The sequence below is a fragment of the Novosphingobium barchaimii LL02 genome (assembly GCF_001046635.1).
GTDB lineage: Bacteria > Pseudomonadota > Alphaproteobacteria > Sphingomonadales > Sphingomonadaceae > Novosphingobium > Novosphingobium barchaimii.
In genome coordinates this window covers 935145-951018 of sequence record NZ_KQ130452.1, presented here as the reverse complement: position 1 = coordinate 951018, position 15874 = coordinate 935145, and the positions used below count along the sequence as shown (strand labels likewise).

Sequence of the window (15874 nt, the reverse complement as noted above, 5' to 3'; positions counted from 1 at the left end):
AGCCATCGCGCGGCGATGGTGGAGGGGCACGCGAACGATGGCGTGCCCTTTTGTCGCTTTGCCCGCAGTCTCTCCTTACCGGGAAAGAGTTTCATGACCCCCGCCGCCCGCGTCCAGGCCGCGATCGAAGTGCTGGACCTCGTGATCGAGGCGGCCCGTTCGAACGGCGCGCCGGCTGATCGCCTGATCGGCGACTGGTTCCGCACCCGCCGCTTCGCCGGCAGCGGTGACCGCCGCGCCGTGCGCGAGCTGGCCTACCGCGCGATCCGCCTCTGCGGCGAAGTGCCTGAAACCGGCCGTGCGGCAATGCTGCGCGTTGCCGGGGAGGACCCGCAGGTTGCCGCGCTGTTCGACGGTTCTCGCCATGCTCCGGCTGCTATCGTGGCGGGGGAGCAGGCGGCTGCGGGCGGTATCGCCCCGGCCTGGCTGATGCAGCGCCTTGCCGAAAGCGGCATCGATGCGGCGCAGGCAGAATCGCTTCTGGACCGCGCTCCGCTCGACATTCGCGTCAACACGCTGCGAGCGGGTGTGCTGGAACTGCCCGAGGGCGGTCAGCGCTCCGTTGCTGCCAATGGCTGGCGCTATCCGCCTGAAACCCGGATCGAACAAACCAGCGCCTATCTCGAAGGCATGGTCGAGGTGCAGGACGCCGGCTCGCAGCTCACCTGCGAAGCAGTTGCCGTACGGCCGGGAGAGACGGTGATCGACCTGTGCGCCGGTGCAGGGGGCAAGACCCTCGCCCTTGCCGCCGCGATGGAGAATACAGGCAGGCTCATCGCCGCCGACGCTGACCGCATGCGCTTGTCGCGTCTTGCGCCCCGCGCGCAGCGTGCCGGAGCGACGGGGATCGAGACACTGCTGCTCGACGCCAATCGCGAAATGGAGGCACTTGCTCCCTTCGTGGACAAGGCCGATGCGGTACTGGTCGATGCGCCTTGTTCGGGCACCGGCACCTGGCGGCGCAACCCCGAGGCGCGCTGGCGGCTGACCGATAAGCAACTGGACCGCTACGCCGCGATCCAGTCTCGCCTTCTGGATATCGCGGCACGGCTGGTCCGGCCGGGCGGGCGTCTGGTGTTCGTCACCTGCTCACTGCTTGATGCGGAAGGCGCGGGGCAGGCGGCTGGCTTCCTTGCCCGAAATCCCGGCTTCCGCGCCGAAACACCGGGGTTGCCTGCTGGCACCCCGCGCGGTGCGGGCCTCAGATTGTCTCCGTATCGTGACGGAACCGACGGCTTTTTCGTCGCACGCTTCGTTCGGCTGTGATAGCGTCGGCCGCTATGATGAGGACGAAGACCTCGGCCAAGGACTTGCTGATGCGCTATACGCCCGTTGCTGTTGCTCTTTCCCTTCTTGCCGTCATTTCATCCAGCGTCTCGCACTCTCAGTCGCCACAGGCGCTGGATCCGCGCGCTGCCGCGCTGATCGCGGAAGGGCGTAGCGCGTTGGCCGCAGGGCGGGTTGATGGCGCGGTGGATGCTTATGAATCGGCGCTGACGGTCGAACCGGGCAGCGTCACGGTCCTCCTGGGCCTTGCCGAAGCCACGCGCCGCCAGGGCATGCAGGGTAAGGCGCTCCATTATTACCGCGTCGCGCTGAACAATGATCCGCGCAACCTCGTGGCCATCGCGGGGGAGGGCATGGCTCTGGCTGAAAAAGGCGCGACCGAGAAGGCCAACCGCAACCTTGCCCGGCTGCAGACGCTTTGCGGCAAGTCCTGCTCGGAAACGCAGAACCTGGCGGCAGCTATCGCCAAGGGCCCGTCGCCGCGCATGGTCAGCGCCGATGCGGTGACGAGCAAGCCGGTGGTTTCGGAGAACTGATTTCGATGGGGTCTGCGCCTGCGTGAACGGGGTAAGGGGCAGTTCAACCTGACCCCTCCCGATCCGAGTTCGACCGACTTCCGCTCACCATGAACTTGTAGACGGGTGCAGGCGAGACCATTCAGATCAGTGCGCGGAATTCTTCCAGAACAGCGCGGTAGACCCGCTTCTTGAACGGCACGATAAGGTCGGGCAGCAGTTCGGCGTCCACCCATTTCCAGTCGCAGAATTCTGCCGGCTTGTGTGCTTCAAGGTCGATGCCGTCGTCGCTGCCGTCGAAGCGGGCGAGAAACCAGTGCTGGCGCTGGCCGCGATACTTGCCCTTCCACAGCTTGCCGAGAAGCTCCTCAGGCAGATCGTAGAGCAGTTCTTCCCTGGTCTGGGAGAGAAGCTTGACGTGCTCCTGGGTAACGCCGGTTTCTTCCCACAGTTCGCGGAATGCAGCGGCCTTAAGGTCTTCGCCATCGTCGACCCCGCCTTGGGGCATCTGCCACCAGTCACCTTCGCGCGTGTCGATTCGCTTACCGACGAAAACCTTGCCGTCGGCATTAACGAGCATGACACCCACACAGGGGCGATAGGGAAGGGACGAAAAGTCATTCATCGAGATGCGTATTTCCGAAATTGAAGGGACAAGGTCAGGACCGGCTTACGGGAAGGTGCCTGAGAGGGATTTCACAGGTTCGTCACCGGGGCGTGGACCATCGCAGGACAGGATGGCCTACGCCAGTCCCCTTGACTAGCAGGTATTGTGGTCCACATCACTAACGGACCGCTACTGCCGACGGACAAATGACAGATTTGTCCGCGCGAGAGTTTTCTGGATTGCAAGCCGCGGCAGGAGCGAGCAGCCTCAGGAGAGAGGAATTTCAGGCAGAAAACTGCCGGAGAGGATCAGAAAATGGCGACACGATCTGCCCAGTACGGTTCAGCCGACGGAGCCGGGCAAGATGCGCAGGCATCCGTGCATGAAGCCTCTCCCGAAGCGGTCGTGGTCCGCTTCGCGGGCGACTCCGGGGACGGGATGCAGTTGACCGGGGGCCAGTTCACCCTGTCCACCGCGCTTGCCGGTAACGATCTTGCCACCTTCCCTGATTTTCCTGCCGAAATCCGCGCTCCTCAAGGTACGCTGTTCGGCGTTTCAGCCTTCCAGATCAACTTCGGATCGAGCGAGATAACCACTGCCGGCGATGCGCCGGACGTTCTCGTGGCGATGAACCCGGCGGCGCTCAAGACCAACGTGCAGGCCCTGAAACCCGGCGGCCTCGTGATCGCCGACACCGGGGAGTTCAACAAGCGCAACCTCGAAAAAGCCCGGTACGAGGTCAGCCCGCTGGATGATGGCAGTCTGGCCAGATGGGATGTTCTAGCCTTCGATATTTCCGCCCTGACGATGGAGGCTGTGAAGCCCCTCGGCCTCGGCAACAAGGAGGCCTTGCGCTGCAAGAACATGTGGACGCTGGGGCTGGCGCTATGGATGTTCGACCGTGACCGCCAGCCGCTGATCGACTGGCTGAACGCCAAGTTCGCCAAGAATCCGGTCCTGGCGCAGGCGAACATCGCCGCGCTCAACGCAGGCCATGCTTACGGCGAGACGGCCGAACTGGCCGGACCGCTTCGGAAGCTGCACGTCGATCCGGTTGCCAGCGAACCAGGCCTCTATCGCACGATCACCGGGGCCGAAGCGGTCAGTCTGGGCCTTGTCGCGGGCGCGCAGCTGGCGGGGCTGCCGATGTTCTTCGGTGGCTATCCGATCACTCCGGCTTCGGCGATCCTTCACAACCTGGTGAAGATGAAGGAGTTCGGCATCACGACCTTCCAGGCCGAGGACGAGATTGCCGCGATCTGCGCGGCGATCGGGGCGTCCTATGCCGGGCAGCTCGGCGTCACGTCCTCGTCTGGTCCCGGCATAGCCCTCAAGGGCGAGGCGATGGGGCTGGCGATCATGACCGAACTGCCGCTGGTCATCGTCAATTCGCAGCGGGGAGGACCCTCGACCGGCCTTCCGACCAAAACCGAGCAGTCGGACCTCTATCAGGCGGTCTACGGGCGCAATGGCGATGCGCCGCTGCCGGTGATCGCCGCCCGCTCTCCCGCGGACGCCTTCGAATGCGCTGTCGAGGCCTGCCGGATCGCCGTATCGTACATGACCCCGGTGATCCTGCTGACGGACGGCTACATCGGCAATGCCTCCGAACCCTGGAAAGTGCCTGACCCGACCTCGTTCACGCCGTTCCCGGTGAGCTTTCTGGAGGAGAGCAACAACCCCGCGGGCAAGGTGCTGCCTTTCAAACGCGACGCGCGCGGGGTGCGGCCGTGGATCAAGGCGGGCACGCCAGGCCTGATGCACCGCATAGGCGGGATCGAAAAGGCCATCGACACGGGCAACATCGACTACGCCCCCGATGTCCACCAGGCGCAGACGGACGCGCGCAAGGCCAGGATCGACGGGATCGCCCGCGATGTTCCACCGCAGGAGGCGGCGCTGGGCGAGGCTCGCGGCACGCTGGCGGTGGTGGGCTGGGGCTCGACTTTCGGGCCGATCCACCAGGCCGTGCGCCGGGCGCGCCGCACAGGATTCGACGTGAGCCATATCCACGTGCGGCATGTATGGCCGTTGCCGGCGAACCTGGGCGAATTACTCGGTGGGTTTGACCATGTGCTGGTGCCGGAGATGAACACCGGTCAGTTCAAGACAGTGCTGCGCGACCAGTTCCTTGTTGACGCGGTACCGTTGGCCAAGACCAGCGGCCAGCCCTTCGCCATCGCCGAAATCGAGGCGGCCATCGCCGCCTTCTTCGACGGCATATCGGATAACGAGGGCGGCGAGGTGGCGGTCAACGATACCCAGCTTCCCGCCCCCGAAATCGAACATCCTTGAGCCACAGGACGGAAGCGCATCATGAACGACATGACCCCGATCCAGACCACCCTCAAGGACTGGGAAACTGACCAGGAAGTACGTTGGTGCCCGGGCTGCGGCGACTATGCTATTCTGAAGGCGGTACAGCGTACGTTGCCGATGGTCGGCGCGGACCCGAAGAACACCGTGTTCGTATCGGGCATCGGCTGCTCCAGCCGGTTTCCCTATTATATCGAGAGCTACGGTTTCCACACAATCCATGGCCGCGCACCGGCCTTTGCGACAGGGATCAAGCTGGCCAACCCGGACCTCGACGTATGGTTGGTGACGGGCGACGGTGATGGCATGTCGATCGGCGGCAACCATACGATGCACATCCTGCGCCGCAATCTCGACTGCCAGATAATGCTGTTCAACAACGAGATCTACGGCCTCACCAAGGGGCAATATTCGCCGACAAGCCGGGTGGGCACGCCCTCGCCGACGTCGCCGATTGGATCGGTCGACCGTCCGGCACTGCCTTGTGCATTCGCCCTGGGCGCGGGCGCGCGGTTCGTGGCGCGCGGCTACGACGTTTCGAAGGACCTTCCCGAAGTCCTGATCGCGGCATACCGCCACAAGGGCGCGGCCTTCATCGAGATTTTCCAGAACTGCATCGTCTACAACAAGGACCGCTTCGACGACTTCATAGCAAAGGCGGTCGCGGCCGATAACCAGATAATGTGCAGGGATGGCGAGCCGTTACTTTTCGCCAAGAACACCAAAGGCCTGTCACTCGATCTTAAGACTCTGTCGCTGAAAGTCGTCCCCGTATTGGACGGGGATTGGCAAGCGGCGGGAGTGGCCGTTCACAACCCGCGTAATCGGGGGCTGGCGCATATGCTCATCGAGATGCCCTTTGGCGCGTTCCCGATGGCGCTGGGTGTGATTTACGACGATCCCGCGCCGACATTCGAGAGCGCCGTCATCGCCGAACGCGCCAGCCTGATCGCAGGCAAGACGGCTGACTTGGGCAAACTGCTGTCCAAAGGACAAACGTGGACGGTGCCGGAATCGAGTGATGCGCACGGGTTGATGGATTGACGGCCGCCGTGGGTTGCCATGTCGCATTGGGCAGTTGATAGTGATGCGCGATGCAACTCCCGGAAGATCATGGATAATCTCACCCACAGCCTCGTTGGCTGGGCTCTGGCCGAGACGGGGCTGAAGCGCCGCACCCGCAAGGGGCTGGCCGCCTGCATACTTGCCGCGAACATGCCGGATATCGACGTGTTCTTCGGCTGGGCGCCGTGGGCGCCGCTCGCTATGCACCGGGGCTTCACCCATGGCCTTGTCGGCGGAGTGTTGCTGATGCCGCCCTTGCTGGCAGGGCTGTTGCTGCTGCTCGACCGCTGGCAGATAAGCCGGGGCGCGGTGTTCAAAAGCGGCTTGCCGATGAACGCCGGTTGGCTGCTGGCGCTTTGCTATCTGGGAGCGCTGACCCATCCGCTGCTCGACCTGCAGAATGTTTATGCGATCCAGTTGCTGTCGCCGTCGAGCGAACGGTGGTTCCACACCGATGGCCTTTTCATTATCTCGCCCTGGCTGCTGGCGATTCTGGGTACCGGCCTGTGGCTGGCGCGCGGGCGCTGGAAACGCAGGGCCAGGAGAGCGGGAAAGCCCGCCGTTGCCGCGCTCGCGGGCGTGAGCGGCTTCATTGTGGCGAACATCGGAATCTCGGCACTCGCTTGGCAGGCACCTGGCAATTCCCCGTCGCACGCAAAGCCCGACCGCATATTCGCGTCGCCAGAACCGTTGCTGTTCTGGCGCCGCGATGTGATCTGGCGTGAGCGCGGAGCGATCACGCAGGGGCGCTACGATCCCTTGCATGGTCTGACCGCTCTCGTTGAAGCCGGTCAGCCGGTGGCCGACAACATGACCGACCCGCTGGTCCGGCGCGCCTCCGCAGCGGACCCCGAGGTGGTGAAATTCCTCGCCTGGTCGCAGATGCCGGTGGCCCGCATAGAGCCCCATGGCTGCCGGACGACGGTGACGTTCGGCGACGCGCGTTATTCCGGCCCGGCGCTCAGCCGCAATTTCAATGTCTCCGCTACGGTGCCGACGATTGCTCCGGGGTGTCCGGCTCGCTGAAGTCCTCGGCGGCGTCTACCGTGGCTTTTGCCGGGCGATAGAGCAGGGCGCTCGCAAGGAAGGCCCAGCCGGCACCGCCCAGCCATCCGGCAACGACGTCGCTGGGCCAATGGACGCCCAGCCAGACCCGGGTCCAGGCAATGACCAGGCTGAGCGCCATGGCAGCGGCGATAACGGTCGCCCGCACCGACGCGCGATTGCTAAGGGCAGCGAACGCCAAGGCGACGGCGATATAGACGACGGCGGCATTGAAGCTGTGTCCGCTGGGAAAACTGTTGCCGCCCGCTTCCATCAAGTGCGGTACGATCTGAGGCCGGGGTCTTCCGACCAGCCCTTTTACCGCGCTGTTGACCAGCCATCCGCCGGCCACTGTCAGCGCCAGCAGCGTGGCTTCGCGGCGCAGTCGCAGGAACAATAGCGCTACCAGGGCGGCGATCGCGAATAGGTTACGCAGCACGACGCCGCCCAGCGCGGTAACGTCGCGAACGGCTTCGAGTAACCCGGCGGGTCCTTCGGGTTGGAGCGTATCATCGCGCCAGAACAGCAGTCCGGTGCGGTCGAGCGCCTGAACATGCCCGGTTTGCACCGCCCATGCGGCAATGGCCGCGCCTGACCAGCACAAGGCCGCGCAGACCAGCGCTTTGCGTGGGTCGATACGATAGCCGCGTTTCGGCAGCGTGAGGGTTTCGGAAGCCACGACCATTGGTCTAGGGAACGCGCTTGTTGAAAAGGCGTTGCGTGTCCATGAATTCCCCTGTCATCGTCTGGCTGCGGCGCGACCTTCGTCTGTCCGACCAGCCTGCCATTGCCGAGGCCGCTCGAAAAGGCCCCGTGCTTCCGGTCTACGTCCTGGATGACGAAACGCCCCGGCACCGTGCCATGGGCGGCGCTTCTCGCTGGTGGCTGCATCACTCACTGGCCAGCCTTGATGCGGCGCTGCGGGAGAAAGGCTCGCAGCTGATCCTGCGCCGAGGCAGGAGCGAAGATGTGCTGGCACAGTTGGCCGAGGAAACCGGCGCCAGGGAGATCCACGCTTTGCATCACTACGAACCGTGGTGGCGTAATGCCGAGAAGGCCGTGGCCAAGCATACACAGCTATGCCTGCACCACGGTAACTACCTTGCGCCCGCTGGTTCGGTGACCACGGGTGCGGGTGGGCTCTACAAGATTTACACCCCGTTCTGGCGAACCTTGCGCGAACGCCTGCCGCCCCCGCCGCCGGCGCGCCGCCCCCAAGTGATAGCAGCCCCGCCTTCATGGCCCCGGTCGGACAACCTGAAGGAATGGGCGCTGCTTCCCACGAAACCTGACTGGGCGGGCGGTATGCGCGATACGTGGGAACCGGGCGAGGCCGGTGCGAAAAAGCGGCTTCATGCTTTCATTGAAGAAGCCTCCGCCTACGAGAGGCAGCGTAACCTCCCGGCGGTGGAGGGCACGTCGATGCTATCCCCGCATCTCCATTTTGGCGAGATCTCGCCGGCGCAGATATGGCATTCGGTGGCCGATGCCGGTGGCACGGTAGGCACTTTCCTGGGTGAACTGGGCTGGCGCGACTATGCCCAGAATGTGATCCTCCAATATCCCGACTATGGCGCCAAACCGGCGCGGGAACCCTTTGACGATTTTCCGTGGCGCAGCGGCGGCGAGGTGAGCGCGCAGATCGCCGCGTGGCAGCAGGGCCGCACCGGCTATCCTATTGTCGATGCCGGGATGCGCCAGCTTTGGCACACCGGCTGGATGCATAACCGCGTGCGCATGATCGCCGCGAGTTTTCTTGTAAAGCACCTGCTGGTCGACTGGCGTGAGGGCGAGAAGTGGTTCTGGGACACGCTCGTCGATGCCGACTATGGCTCCAATGCGGTGAACTGGCAGTGGACTGCGGGTTCCGGCGTCGATGCCAACATGTTCGTGCGGATAATGGCGCCGCTCTCCCAGTCCGAGAAGTTTGATTGCGCTGGCTATATTCGGGAATGGGTGCCCGAACTGGGCGGCTTGCCCGATGGCGAAATCCACGATCCTTCGCCGATATCCCGGCCAAAGGAATACCCCGACCGGCTGGTTGACCACCGGACAGCAAGGGAGCGGGCGCTCGCAGCCTGGCAGAAAGCGAAAGCAGATTAGCGAACTTTCATCCCTGGCCAATTGCCGAGGGTTCGATTCGCGTTCATATCATGCGCCATGAATGCTCACGTATCGGGCCGAGGCGGCGATCTGGTTGGACGCGGACGGCGGATCGGCGCCGGGCCGCAATGGCTTGCGCGGCTGTGGTCGGGCGGGGTTCACAAGATCCTCGACCGCATCGATCGAGGCCTGCAAACCGGTTCCATCATGGCGACATTGCCTGGCGGAGAGACGCGGCTGCTAGGCGGCCGCAATGCGGGTTTTGACGCTGTCGTTGAACTAAGGAGCTGGCGTGCGCTGCTGCGGCTGGCGACGGGGGGCTCAGTGGGCTGGTATCAGGCCTGGGCTGCGGGAGAGTGGGACAGCCCCGACCCGGTGCCGCTGTTTGCGCTGTTCATGGCCAATGCCGCGGCGCTGGGCGGCGTCGCCCGGGCCCATGGTCCATGGCGGCTGCTGGGCAGGATGCTGCACGGCCTTAACGGCAATTCCCGCGCCGGTTCGCTGAAGAATATCCATGCCCACTACGATCTCGGCAACGACTTCTACCGGGCGTGGCTGGGAGAGACGATGATCTATTCCAGCGCGCTTTATTCCGACATTGAGGTTGGGCCCAACGCCTACAGTCAGTTCGTTACCGAACTGGACTGCGCACAGTCGGACAAGGTAGCCGCGATCATCGAGCGGCTGGAACTGGCAGAGGGCGACAAGGTGCTCGAGATCGGCTGCGGCTGGGGTACTCTGGCGGCGTTTCTCGCCAGTAATCAGGGTGTCCACGTCGATGCCATCAGCCTGTCGGACGAACAACTGGCCTATGCCCGCTCTCGCTGGAAGCTCGACGCCGGTAGCGTGGACTTTCGCAAACAGGATTACCGCGACGTCCATGGCGGGTACGACGCGATCGCCTCCGTCGAGATGGTGGAGGCGGTGGGACGTGACTACTGGCCCGATTTCTTCGACTGCGTGGCGCGCAATCTGCGGTCCGGTGGCCGTGCCGGTATCCAGTACATCTCGATCCGCGATGAAATCTTCGAGCGCTATGCCGCCAGCGCGGATTTTATCCAGACATACGTGTTTCCCGGCGGGATGCTTATCAAGGAGAGTGAGTTCCGCGCACTTGCCGCCGAGCGGGGGCTGTCATGGGAAGACCAGCATAATTTCGGGGCCGACTATGCCCGGACTTTGCGCCAATGGCGCTGCAACTTCGACATCGCGGTGGAGGAAGGGCGCTTGCCGAGCGGCTTTGACGAGCGTTTCGTGCAGTTATGGCGGTACTATCTGATGTACTGCGAAGGCGGCTTTCTGGGCGGCGGTATCGAGGTCTCGCAAGTGACGCTCGTGAAAGGCTGAAAGATCAGCGTGCGCCCAGCTTTCGTGCGATCCGCCAGCCAAGCGCCTTGGTGCGGTTCGTGGCCGGCCAGCGGCCCGGCGGTGACGGGTTGAGGCCCAACTTGCGCAGCAACCCGTTGAAGGCTCGCGCGTCCGCTTCGGCAAAGCTCCATTCCGAGCGCCACGTGATCGAAAGCGAGACCGAAGGTTCCTGCCCGTTGCGCACGAAATGCGGGGCCATGACGGGCACGTAAAGCGCCTCGCCTGTCTTCAACGGGAATTCGCGCCCGCCTGCCAGCAATTCCTCGCGCCACTTGAGTTCGCGCCCGCCGCCGGTGTGGTAGGTTTCGTGGATCTCGTCGGGGGCATAAGTAGCCTCGCCGGCGGGGAACTGGGTCATGACCTTTGAGCCGCGCACCTGCATCAGGATATTGTGCTCGGGATCGAAGTGATAGGGAGTAACTCCGCCCGCCGAGGTCACGAAGACGAAGCCCTGCGTCTTGAGCATCCGGCCCGTGCGGGCCTCGATCGCAGGGCGGATTTCGGCGAGAAGGCCGGCCAGCAGCGCGGCATAGGCCGGGTCCTGCTCGATGTTCTTGAGGACGGCCCAGGAACGGGTCGTCTCGATCTCGCGGATGGTTCGGCCGATCGGGATGCCGGTCGGCGCGGGTTTGCCGTCGATGCCGATGGGCTGGTCGGCGGCGTTGTATTCGATCGAGCCAGCGGGCAGGGCTTCGGCCAGCGCAGCCAGTGCTTCCAGTTCCATCAGCGGATGCGCGCCCAGGGTGTGGGTCAGCTTATGGGGGATTTCCGGGTAGTTCTCGGCGAAAGCCGCGCGTGCGGTATTGGGGAAGGCGGCACCGGGCGACAGGGTGACAGGCGCGTTCATCATGGCTCTCTCGGGGGCTGGCCTGCGGGGCGACGCGCGGTTTCGGCGCGAACGAAGTGGCGGAATGCCGAGCGGCGCAAGGTGCCTCCGATTGCGATCGAGAGCCGGCCAATGGCGCGCCGTTCGCGCCAGAGGTGGTCGATCATCGGATGGTCAGCGCTGGCGCAGCTATCGCTCCATGCGATGTCCTGGCGGTCAAGGATCGCCAGGTTCTCGCGCTGGAGCAGGACGCCCGGCGAAAAGCGTGCAAAGTCCTCGTCGAAGGCGGTCTTGTAGGAATAGGCGCCCGGTGCGGTCAGAAAGGTCACCAGCATTGCCAGCGGCCGCCCGTCGAGAGTTAGGGTAAGGCGCTCTAGCCTTCCGCGTGTGGCGGCACCGCTCAGGCTCTCGCAAAAGAGGCGGGCGGTGCCTTCGTCACAGCCAAGCGCAGAGCCGGCCTCTCCTTTCCACCCTGCGCGTTCAAGCGCGAGAAAGTTCTCGCACCATGGAGCGATATCCTCGGCGTCAGTGCGGTGCTCGAAAGCAACTGCGCCTTCGTCGGCGAGGCGGTTGGCCTGGCGGCGCAGTTCCTTGCGTTTCTTGCCCGAAAGCGAGGCTTCCAGATAAGCTTCGGGCGGAAGATCGGAGGCGAGCATCGCGCGGGCCTCGGTGTGGACCACTTCCATCTTCCGGCCGTCGCTGGCCGCGACGGCTTCCAGCGCGGCGTGAAGCGGACCGCCGAGCACGATGCCGCGCAGGTGCATGAACAAGGCTGCACCGGGCTCATTGTCCGCCCAGCGCAGTACGGCGTGCCAGAACGCCGTCTCGGCGCCCGTCGCGACCAGCGGAACGCCGCAGAAGCAGTTGGCGTGGAGCCAGCTTGATAGGTGTGGCACTGGCCAGCGGTAGTAGCGCCCCGCACGGACTATCGGCAGGAGCCCAGTTAGCACGCCGTTTCGCTCGAAACGCAATATTCGAACCGCATCAGTCTGCGCGAGATGGCGCAGTGACGGCAAAAGATACCAGCTCTCGAAGAAGGGATTGGGTTCGCTGGCGACCCTGGCAAGGTGATCCCAAGCGGGGACTTCGGCTTCGAGGGCGCGCCAGGGGACGCAGGTCAGGCGCCCCGACGCGGGGCCGGACACTTGGCGCGGAGATGCGGCGAGGGCATCGGATGCCGCAAGCGCGATCGCGTCGTGTGCCTCGAATGCCACTTGGGCGGATTTCCCGATTGCTGAAGGATTACCTGTTCATCGGCAGGATAGCGGGCATCCATCAAGGAAATGCTAACGGTGCGATGCTGGGGATGTGACGTGGGATGGGCTTCTTATGGCATTGGCGAGATGCGTGCGGCAATCCAAGGGAAACCCCGCCGGCCGTCATGCCGGCGGGGTTTCAAAGCAGTTCAGTGCATTAACCGGCCGCCAGCGCCGCCAGCAGCAGCAGGGCGACGATATTGGTGATCTTGATCATCGGGTTCACCGCAGGCCCGGCGGTATCCTTGTAGGGATCGCCCACCGTATCCCCGGTCACCGCAGCCTTGTGGGCGTCCGAGCCCTTGCCGCCGTGGTGGCCGTCTTCGATGTACTTCTTGGCATTGTCCCACGCGCCGCCGCCCGATGTCATCGAAAGCGCCACGAACAGACCGCTGACGATCACTCCCAGCAGCAGCGCGCCCAGCGCCGCGAAGCCATTGGCCTGCCCGCCAACCCAGCCGATCACGTAGTAGACTGCAATCGGTGCCAGCACCGGCAGCAGCGAGGGGATGATCATCTCCTTGATCGCCGCCTTGGTGACGAGGTCGACGGTGCGGGCGTAGTCGGGCTTTTCCTCGTAAGTCATGATGCCAGGCTTCTCCCGGAACTGGGCGCGGACGTCGAGGACGACGTCGCCCGCCGCGCGGCCCACGGCGGTCATGCCCATGGCCCCGAACAGGTAAGGCAGCAGCGCCCCCAGCAGGAGGCCGACGATGACGTAAGGGTTCTCCAGGCTGAAATCGACGTCGAGTTGCGGGAAGAACTCACGCAGGTCGGTGGTGTAGGCGGCAAACAACACCAGCGCGGCAAGACCCGCCGAACCGATCGCATAGCCTTTGGTGACGGCCTTGGTGGTGTTGCCCACGGCGTCGAGGGCGTCGGTCTTGGTGCGCACGTTGTCGTCCAGTCCGGCCATTTCGGCAATGCCGCCGGCATTGTCGGTGACCGGACCATAGGCGTCGAGGGCGACGACCATGCCCGCCAGAGCCAGCATGGCGGTGGCCGCATAAGCAATGCCCAGCAGTCCGGCGAGTTGATAGGCGATGATGATCCCGGCAACGATGACGATGGTCGGCAGGGCGGTAGCCTCAAGGCTGATGGCGAGGCCCTGGATCACGTTGGTGCCGTGACCCGTCTCCGACGCCTTGGCGATCGAGCGGACCGGGCGGTACTGGGTGCCGGTGTAATACTCGGTGATCCAGATGATGAGCCCGGTAATGACAAGGCCCAGCAGTGAGCACCAGAACAGGTCCATGCCGTTGAAAGCCTGGTTTCCGATCAGGGAAGCCATGTCGCCCTGCTGGGTAACCCAGATGCATCCGTAGATTGCCGGGATCGACAGAATCGCGGTCACCAGGAAGCCCTTGTACATAGCGCCCATGATGTTCTGGCTCGATCCCAGCCGCACGAAATAGGTGCCGATGATAGAGGTGACGATGCATGCGCCGCCGATCAGCAGCGGCAGCGTCATGAAAGTCATCAGGGCATCGCCCAGATCCTTCACCAGCAGCGCGGAAAGCACCATCGTCGCGCCCACGGTCACGACGTAAGTCTCGAACAGGTCAGCCGCCATGCCGGCACAGTCGCCGACGTTGTCGCCTACGTTATCGGCGATGACGGCGGGGTTGCGGGGGTCGTCCTCGGGGATGCCGGCCTCGACTTTGCCGACCAGATCCGCGCCCACGTCGGCTGCCTTGGTGAAGATGCCGCCGCCCAGACGCGCAAAGATCGAGATCAGCGACGCGCCGAAGGCGAGAGCGGTCAGCGCCTCGACCACGGTGCGGTCTTCGCCGCCCACGGTGTGGCCGGTCACGCCGGTCAGATACCAGAAGAACACCGAAATCGCGAGCAGGGCCAGCCCCGCCACCAGCATCCCGGTGATCGCGCCGGCGCGGAACGCCAGGGTCAGGCCAGCTTGCAGGCCCTTTTGCGCGGCGGCGGCGGTGCGCACGTTCGCGCGCACCGAGATATTCATGCCGATGAACCCGGTAAGGCCTGAAAGGATCGCCCCGATGACGAAACCGGTGGCCGAGATCGGCCCCAGCGTCAGCGCCAGAATGATCGCGACGATGACACCGACGACGGCGATGGTGGAATATTGCCGCTTGAGGTAGGCCTGAGCGCCTTCCTGAATGGCGGCTGCGATCTCCTGCATCTTTTCAGAACCTGCCGGAGACCTCAGGACCTGACGAGAGGTGACGACGCCATAGACTATGGCGAGTAGTCCCAAGACAATTGCGATCGTGATCAAGTTCACTGAACGCCCCCTTCCCAATGGGTTTATGTTGTTTCGGCGAGTTTTTCCCGCTCGAAGGCACAAGGGCTATAGACAAGGTGGGGGACTGGCAAGCAGGTTGGACGCGTGGCAGTAGAAGCGACCAAGTTTTCGTCGCCCCAGACTTGATCCAGGACCCTTGGCAATACTTAAGGCCCAACCTTGCGGGAAAGTGGGCGCGGTGGGGCCAGCGGTCCCGGGTCCGGTCCAGGACGTCGCAAGCTCAGTGCTGGTAGCCGAGGCGCTCGGGCAGGGGCAGGGGCTTGCCTTGATGGACAAGCGTCAGACCGCCGCCAGCATCAACCGTACCGATTACCGCTACACTGCAGTTCGCCTTTTCCGCGGTCTCCCGGATGCTGACAGCATTTTCAGGAGGGGCCGTGAACAGCAGTTCGTAGTCGTCGCCTGCCGTCATCGCGGCGATCCGCGCTTCGATAGCGCCGCCTGTTACGGCTTGCAGGGCAAGGGACAGCGGCACGGCCTCGGCCTCAATGCGGATCGCCACGCCGCTGCTTTCGGCAATCCGTGCGGTATCGACGAGCAGGCCATCCGATATGTCCATCATCGCATGGACCAATGGTGCCAAGGCCGCGCCAAGGCGTGGTTTGGGCATAGGCCGGCGATAGTGCGCGGCGAGGGCAGCCAGATGTTCGGGCGGTCCGGTTAGCGTTCCGAGCGCAGCGGCAAGACCCAGCCCGGCGTCACCGATGGTCCCGCTGACCCACACCTGATCGCGGGGCTTGGCGGCCGTACGGCTGGGCACGGCGCAGTCCTTGGGGCCGGTGCCCAGCGCGGTCAGGGAGAAGCTGCGGGGGGCTCCTTCAGGCATTCGCACCGTGTCGCCGCCGAGCAGCGGCATGGCGAAATGGCGGCAAGCCTCGTCCAGCCCTTCAAGGAAGGCGCGGTCCCACTCCTCCTCGCCCAGGGCGTGAGAATAGAGGCACCCCAGCGGGATGGCGCCCTTGGCGGAAAGATCGGATACGTTCACCGCCACCAGCTTCCATGCCACATCGGCGGCCGGATCGGTGGCGAGGTAATGGACGCTCTCCACAACGGTATCGAGCGTCAGCACCAGCGTCTCGCCGCCAATCGCGAGCACGGCGGCATCGTCAGCCAGCGCGCGCGCGGCTGGGTCCGTCGCTATCGCGCGCAGGGCGTGGATGAGGGCGAATTCACCAGCCATCAGGCGGTGATGCGCTCAGCGGATTCGCA

General features: G+C 64.3%; 13 protein-coding genes. 7 read left to right on the top strand and 6 right to left on the bottom strand.

The features are described 5' to 3' along the window. The first annotated feature begins 93 nt into the window (after nucleotides 1–93). Nucleotides 94–1266: an RsmB/NOP family class I SAM-dependent RNA methyltransferase gene (locus V474_RS04840; RefSeq protein ID WP_059150347.1), complete on the top strand. Its 1173-nt coding sequence runs from the start codon at nucleotides 94–96 to the stop codon at nucleotides 1264–1266. Nucleotides 1267–1280: 14 nt separating this feature from the next. Continuing rightward, on the top strand, nucleotides 1281–1823 hold the full coding sequence (locus tag V474_RS04835; protein ID WP_059150346.1) for a tetratricopeptide repeat protein: 543 nt from the start codon (nucleotides 1281–1283) through the stop codon (nucleotides 1821–1823). A gap of 121 nt (nucleotides 1824–1944) precedes the next feature. Here the strand turns inward: V474_RS04835 and V474_RS04830 are convergent, their stop codons facing one another. Continuing rightward, nucleotides 1945–2427: an RNA pyrophosphohydrolase gene (locus V474_RS04830; protein ID WP_043972766.1), complete on the bottom strand. Its 483-nt coding sequence runs from the start codon at nucleotides 2425–2427 to the stop codon at nucleotides 1945–1947. 297 nt (nucleotides 2428–2724) lie between these two features. Between V474_RS04830 and V474_RS04825 the strand changes: the two genes are divergently transcribed. The 3 genes from V474_RS04825 to V474_RS04815 all read left to right on the top strand — a co-directional run bounded on the left by V474_RS04825 (nucleotide 2725) and on the right by V474_RS04815 (nucleotide 6816). Next, a complete protein-coding gene (locus V474_RS04825) occupies nucleotides 2725–4704 on the top strand; it encodes a 2-oxoacid:acceptor oxidoreductase subunit alpha (RefSeq protein ID WP_059150345.1) in 1980 nt (659 codons plus the stop codon). A gap of 21 nt (nucleotides 4705–4725) precedes the next feature. Beyond that, on the top strand, nucleotides 4726–5769 hold the full coding sequence (locus V474_RS04820) for a 2-oxoacid:ferredoxin oxidoreductase subunit beta (RefSeq protein ID WP_059150344.1): 1044 nt from the start codon (nucleotides 4726–4728) through the stop codon (nucleotides 5767–5769). Nucleotides 5770–5838: 69 nt separating this feature from the next. Beyond that, complete coding sequence (locus tag V474_RS04815; RefSeq protein WP_059150343.1) at nucleotides 5839–6816, top strand: metal-dependent hydrolase; 978 nt, start codon at nucleotides 5839–5841, stop codon at nucleotides 6814–6816. Here the strand turns inward: V474_RS04815 and V474_RS04810 are convergent. Further along, nucleotides 6776–7519, bottom strand: coding sequence for a phosphatase PAP2 family protein (locus V474_RS04810; protein ID WP_059150342.1), 744 nt, complete (start codon nucleotides 7517–7519; stop codon nucleotides 6776–6778). The genes V474_RS04815 and V474_RS04810 overlap by 41 nt on opposite strands. Before the next feature lie 41 nt (nucleotides 7520–7560). Here V474_RS04810 and V474_RS04805 point away from each other — a divergent pair, with 41 nt between their 5' ends. Both V474_RS04805 and V474_RS04800 read left to right on the top strand, forming a co-directional pair. Beyond that, entirely contained in the window at nucleotides 7561–8937 is a 1377-nt protein-coding gene (locus V474_RS04805; protein WP_059150341.1) for a cryptochrome/photolyase family protein, read from the top strand. Between the two features lie 57 nt (nucleotides 8938–8994). Continuing rightward, entirely contained in the window at nucleotides 8995–10284 is a 1290-nt protein-coding gene (locus V474_RS04800; RefSeq protein ID WP_059150340.1) for an SAM-dependent methyltransferase, read from the top strand. 4 nt (nucleotides 10285–10288) lie between these two features. On the opposite strand, the gene V474_RS04795 is transcribed toward V474_RS04800, so the two are convergent. The 4 genes from V474_RS04795 to thiL form a co-directional block, all read right to left on the bottom strand. Beyond that, nucleotides 10289–11152 (bottom strand): cupin domain-containing protein, encoded by an 864-nt coding sequence (locus V474_RS04795; protein ID WP_059150785.1) that lies wholly within the window; start codon nucleotides 11150–11152, stop codon nucleotides 10289–10291. After that, a complete protein-coding gene (locus V474_RS04790; protein ID WP_236710770.1) occupies nucleotides 11152–12276 on the bottom strand; it encodes a GNAT family N-acetyltransferase in 1125 nt (374 codons plus the stop codon). The genes V474_RS04795 and V474_RS04790 overlap by 1 nt, the downstream gene beginning before the upstream one ends. Nucleotides 12277–12544: 268 nt before the next feature. Continuing rightward, nucleotides 12545–14644: a sodium-translocating pyrophosphatase gene (locus V474_RS04785; RefSeq protein ID WP_059150339.1), complete on the bottom strand. Its 2100-nt coding sequence runs from the start codon at nucleotides 14642–14644 to the stop codon at nucleotides 12545–12547. Nucleotides 14645–14885: 241 nt separating this feature from the next. Beyond that, the gene (gene thiL, locus V474_RS04780; RefSeq protein ID WP_059150338.1) at nucleotides 14886–15845 is read right to left on the bottom strand and encodes a thiamine-phosphate kinase; all 960 of its coding nucleotides are present in this window, start codon (nucleotides 15843–15845) and stop codon (nucleotides 14886–14888) included. Between the last annotated feature and the right edge of the window lie 29 nt (nucleotides 15846–15874).

What these genes read in the sequence shown, in the direction of transcription:
- V474_RS04840 (WP_059150347.1), top strand. Translation starts at nt 94, where the DNA reads ATGACCCCCGCCGCCCGCGTCCAGGCCGCGATCGAAGTGCTGGACCTC.
- V474_RS04820 (WP_059150344.1), top strand. Translation starts at nt 4,726, where the DNA reads ATGAACGACATGACCCCGATCCAGACCACCCTCAAGGACTGGGAAACT.
- V474_RS04835 (WP_059150346.1), top strand. Translation starts at nt 1,281, where the DNA reads ATGATGAGGACGAAGACCTCGGCCAAGGACTTGCTGATGCGCTATACG.
- V474_RS04805 (WP_059150341.1), top strand. Translation starts at nt 7,561, where the DNA reads ATGAATTCCCCTGTCATCGTCTGGCTGCGGCGCGACCTTCGTCTGTCC.
- V474_RS04830 (WP_043972766.1), bottom strand. Translation starts at nt 2,427, where the DNA reads ATGAATGACTTTTCGTCCCTTCCCTATCGCCCCTGTGTGGGTGTCATG.
- V474_RS04800 (WP_059150340.1), top strand. Translation starts at nt 8,995, where the DNA reads ATGAATGCTCACGTATCGGGCCGAGGCGGCGATCTGGTTGGACGCGGA.
- V474_RS04810 (WP_059150342.1), bottom strand. Translation starts at nt 7,519, where the DNA reads ATGGTCGTGGCTTCCGAAACCCTCACGCTGCCGAAACGCGGCTATCGT.
- V474_RS04815 (WP_059150343.1), top strand. Translation starts at nt 5,839, where the DNA reads ATGGATAATCTCACCCACAGCCTCGTTGGCTGGGCTCTGGCCGAGACG.
- V474_RS04795 (WP_059150785.1), bottom strand. Translation starts at nt 11,152, where the DNA reads ATGAACGCGCCTGTCACCCTGTCGCCCGGTGCCGCCTTCCCCAATACC.
- V474_RS04825 (WP_059150345.1), top strand. Translation starts at nt 2,725, where the DNA reads ATGGCGACACGATCTGCCCAGTACGGTTCAGCCGACGGAGCCGGGCAA.
- thiL (WP_059150338.1), bottom strand. Translation starts at nt 15,845, where the DNA reads ATGGCTGGTGAATTCGCCCTCATCCACGCCCTGCGCGCGATAGCGACG.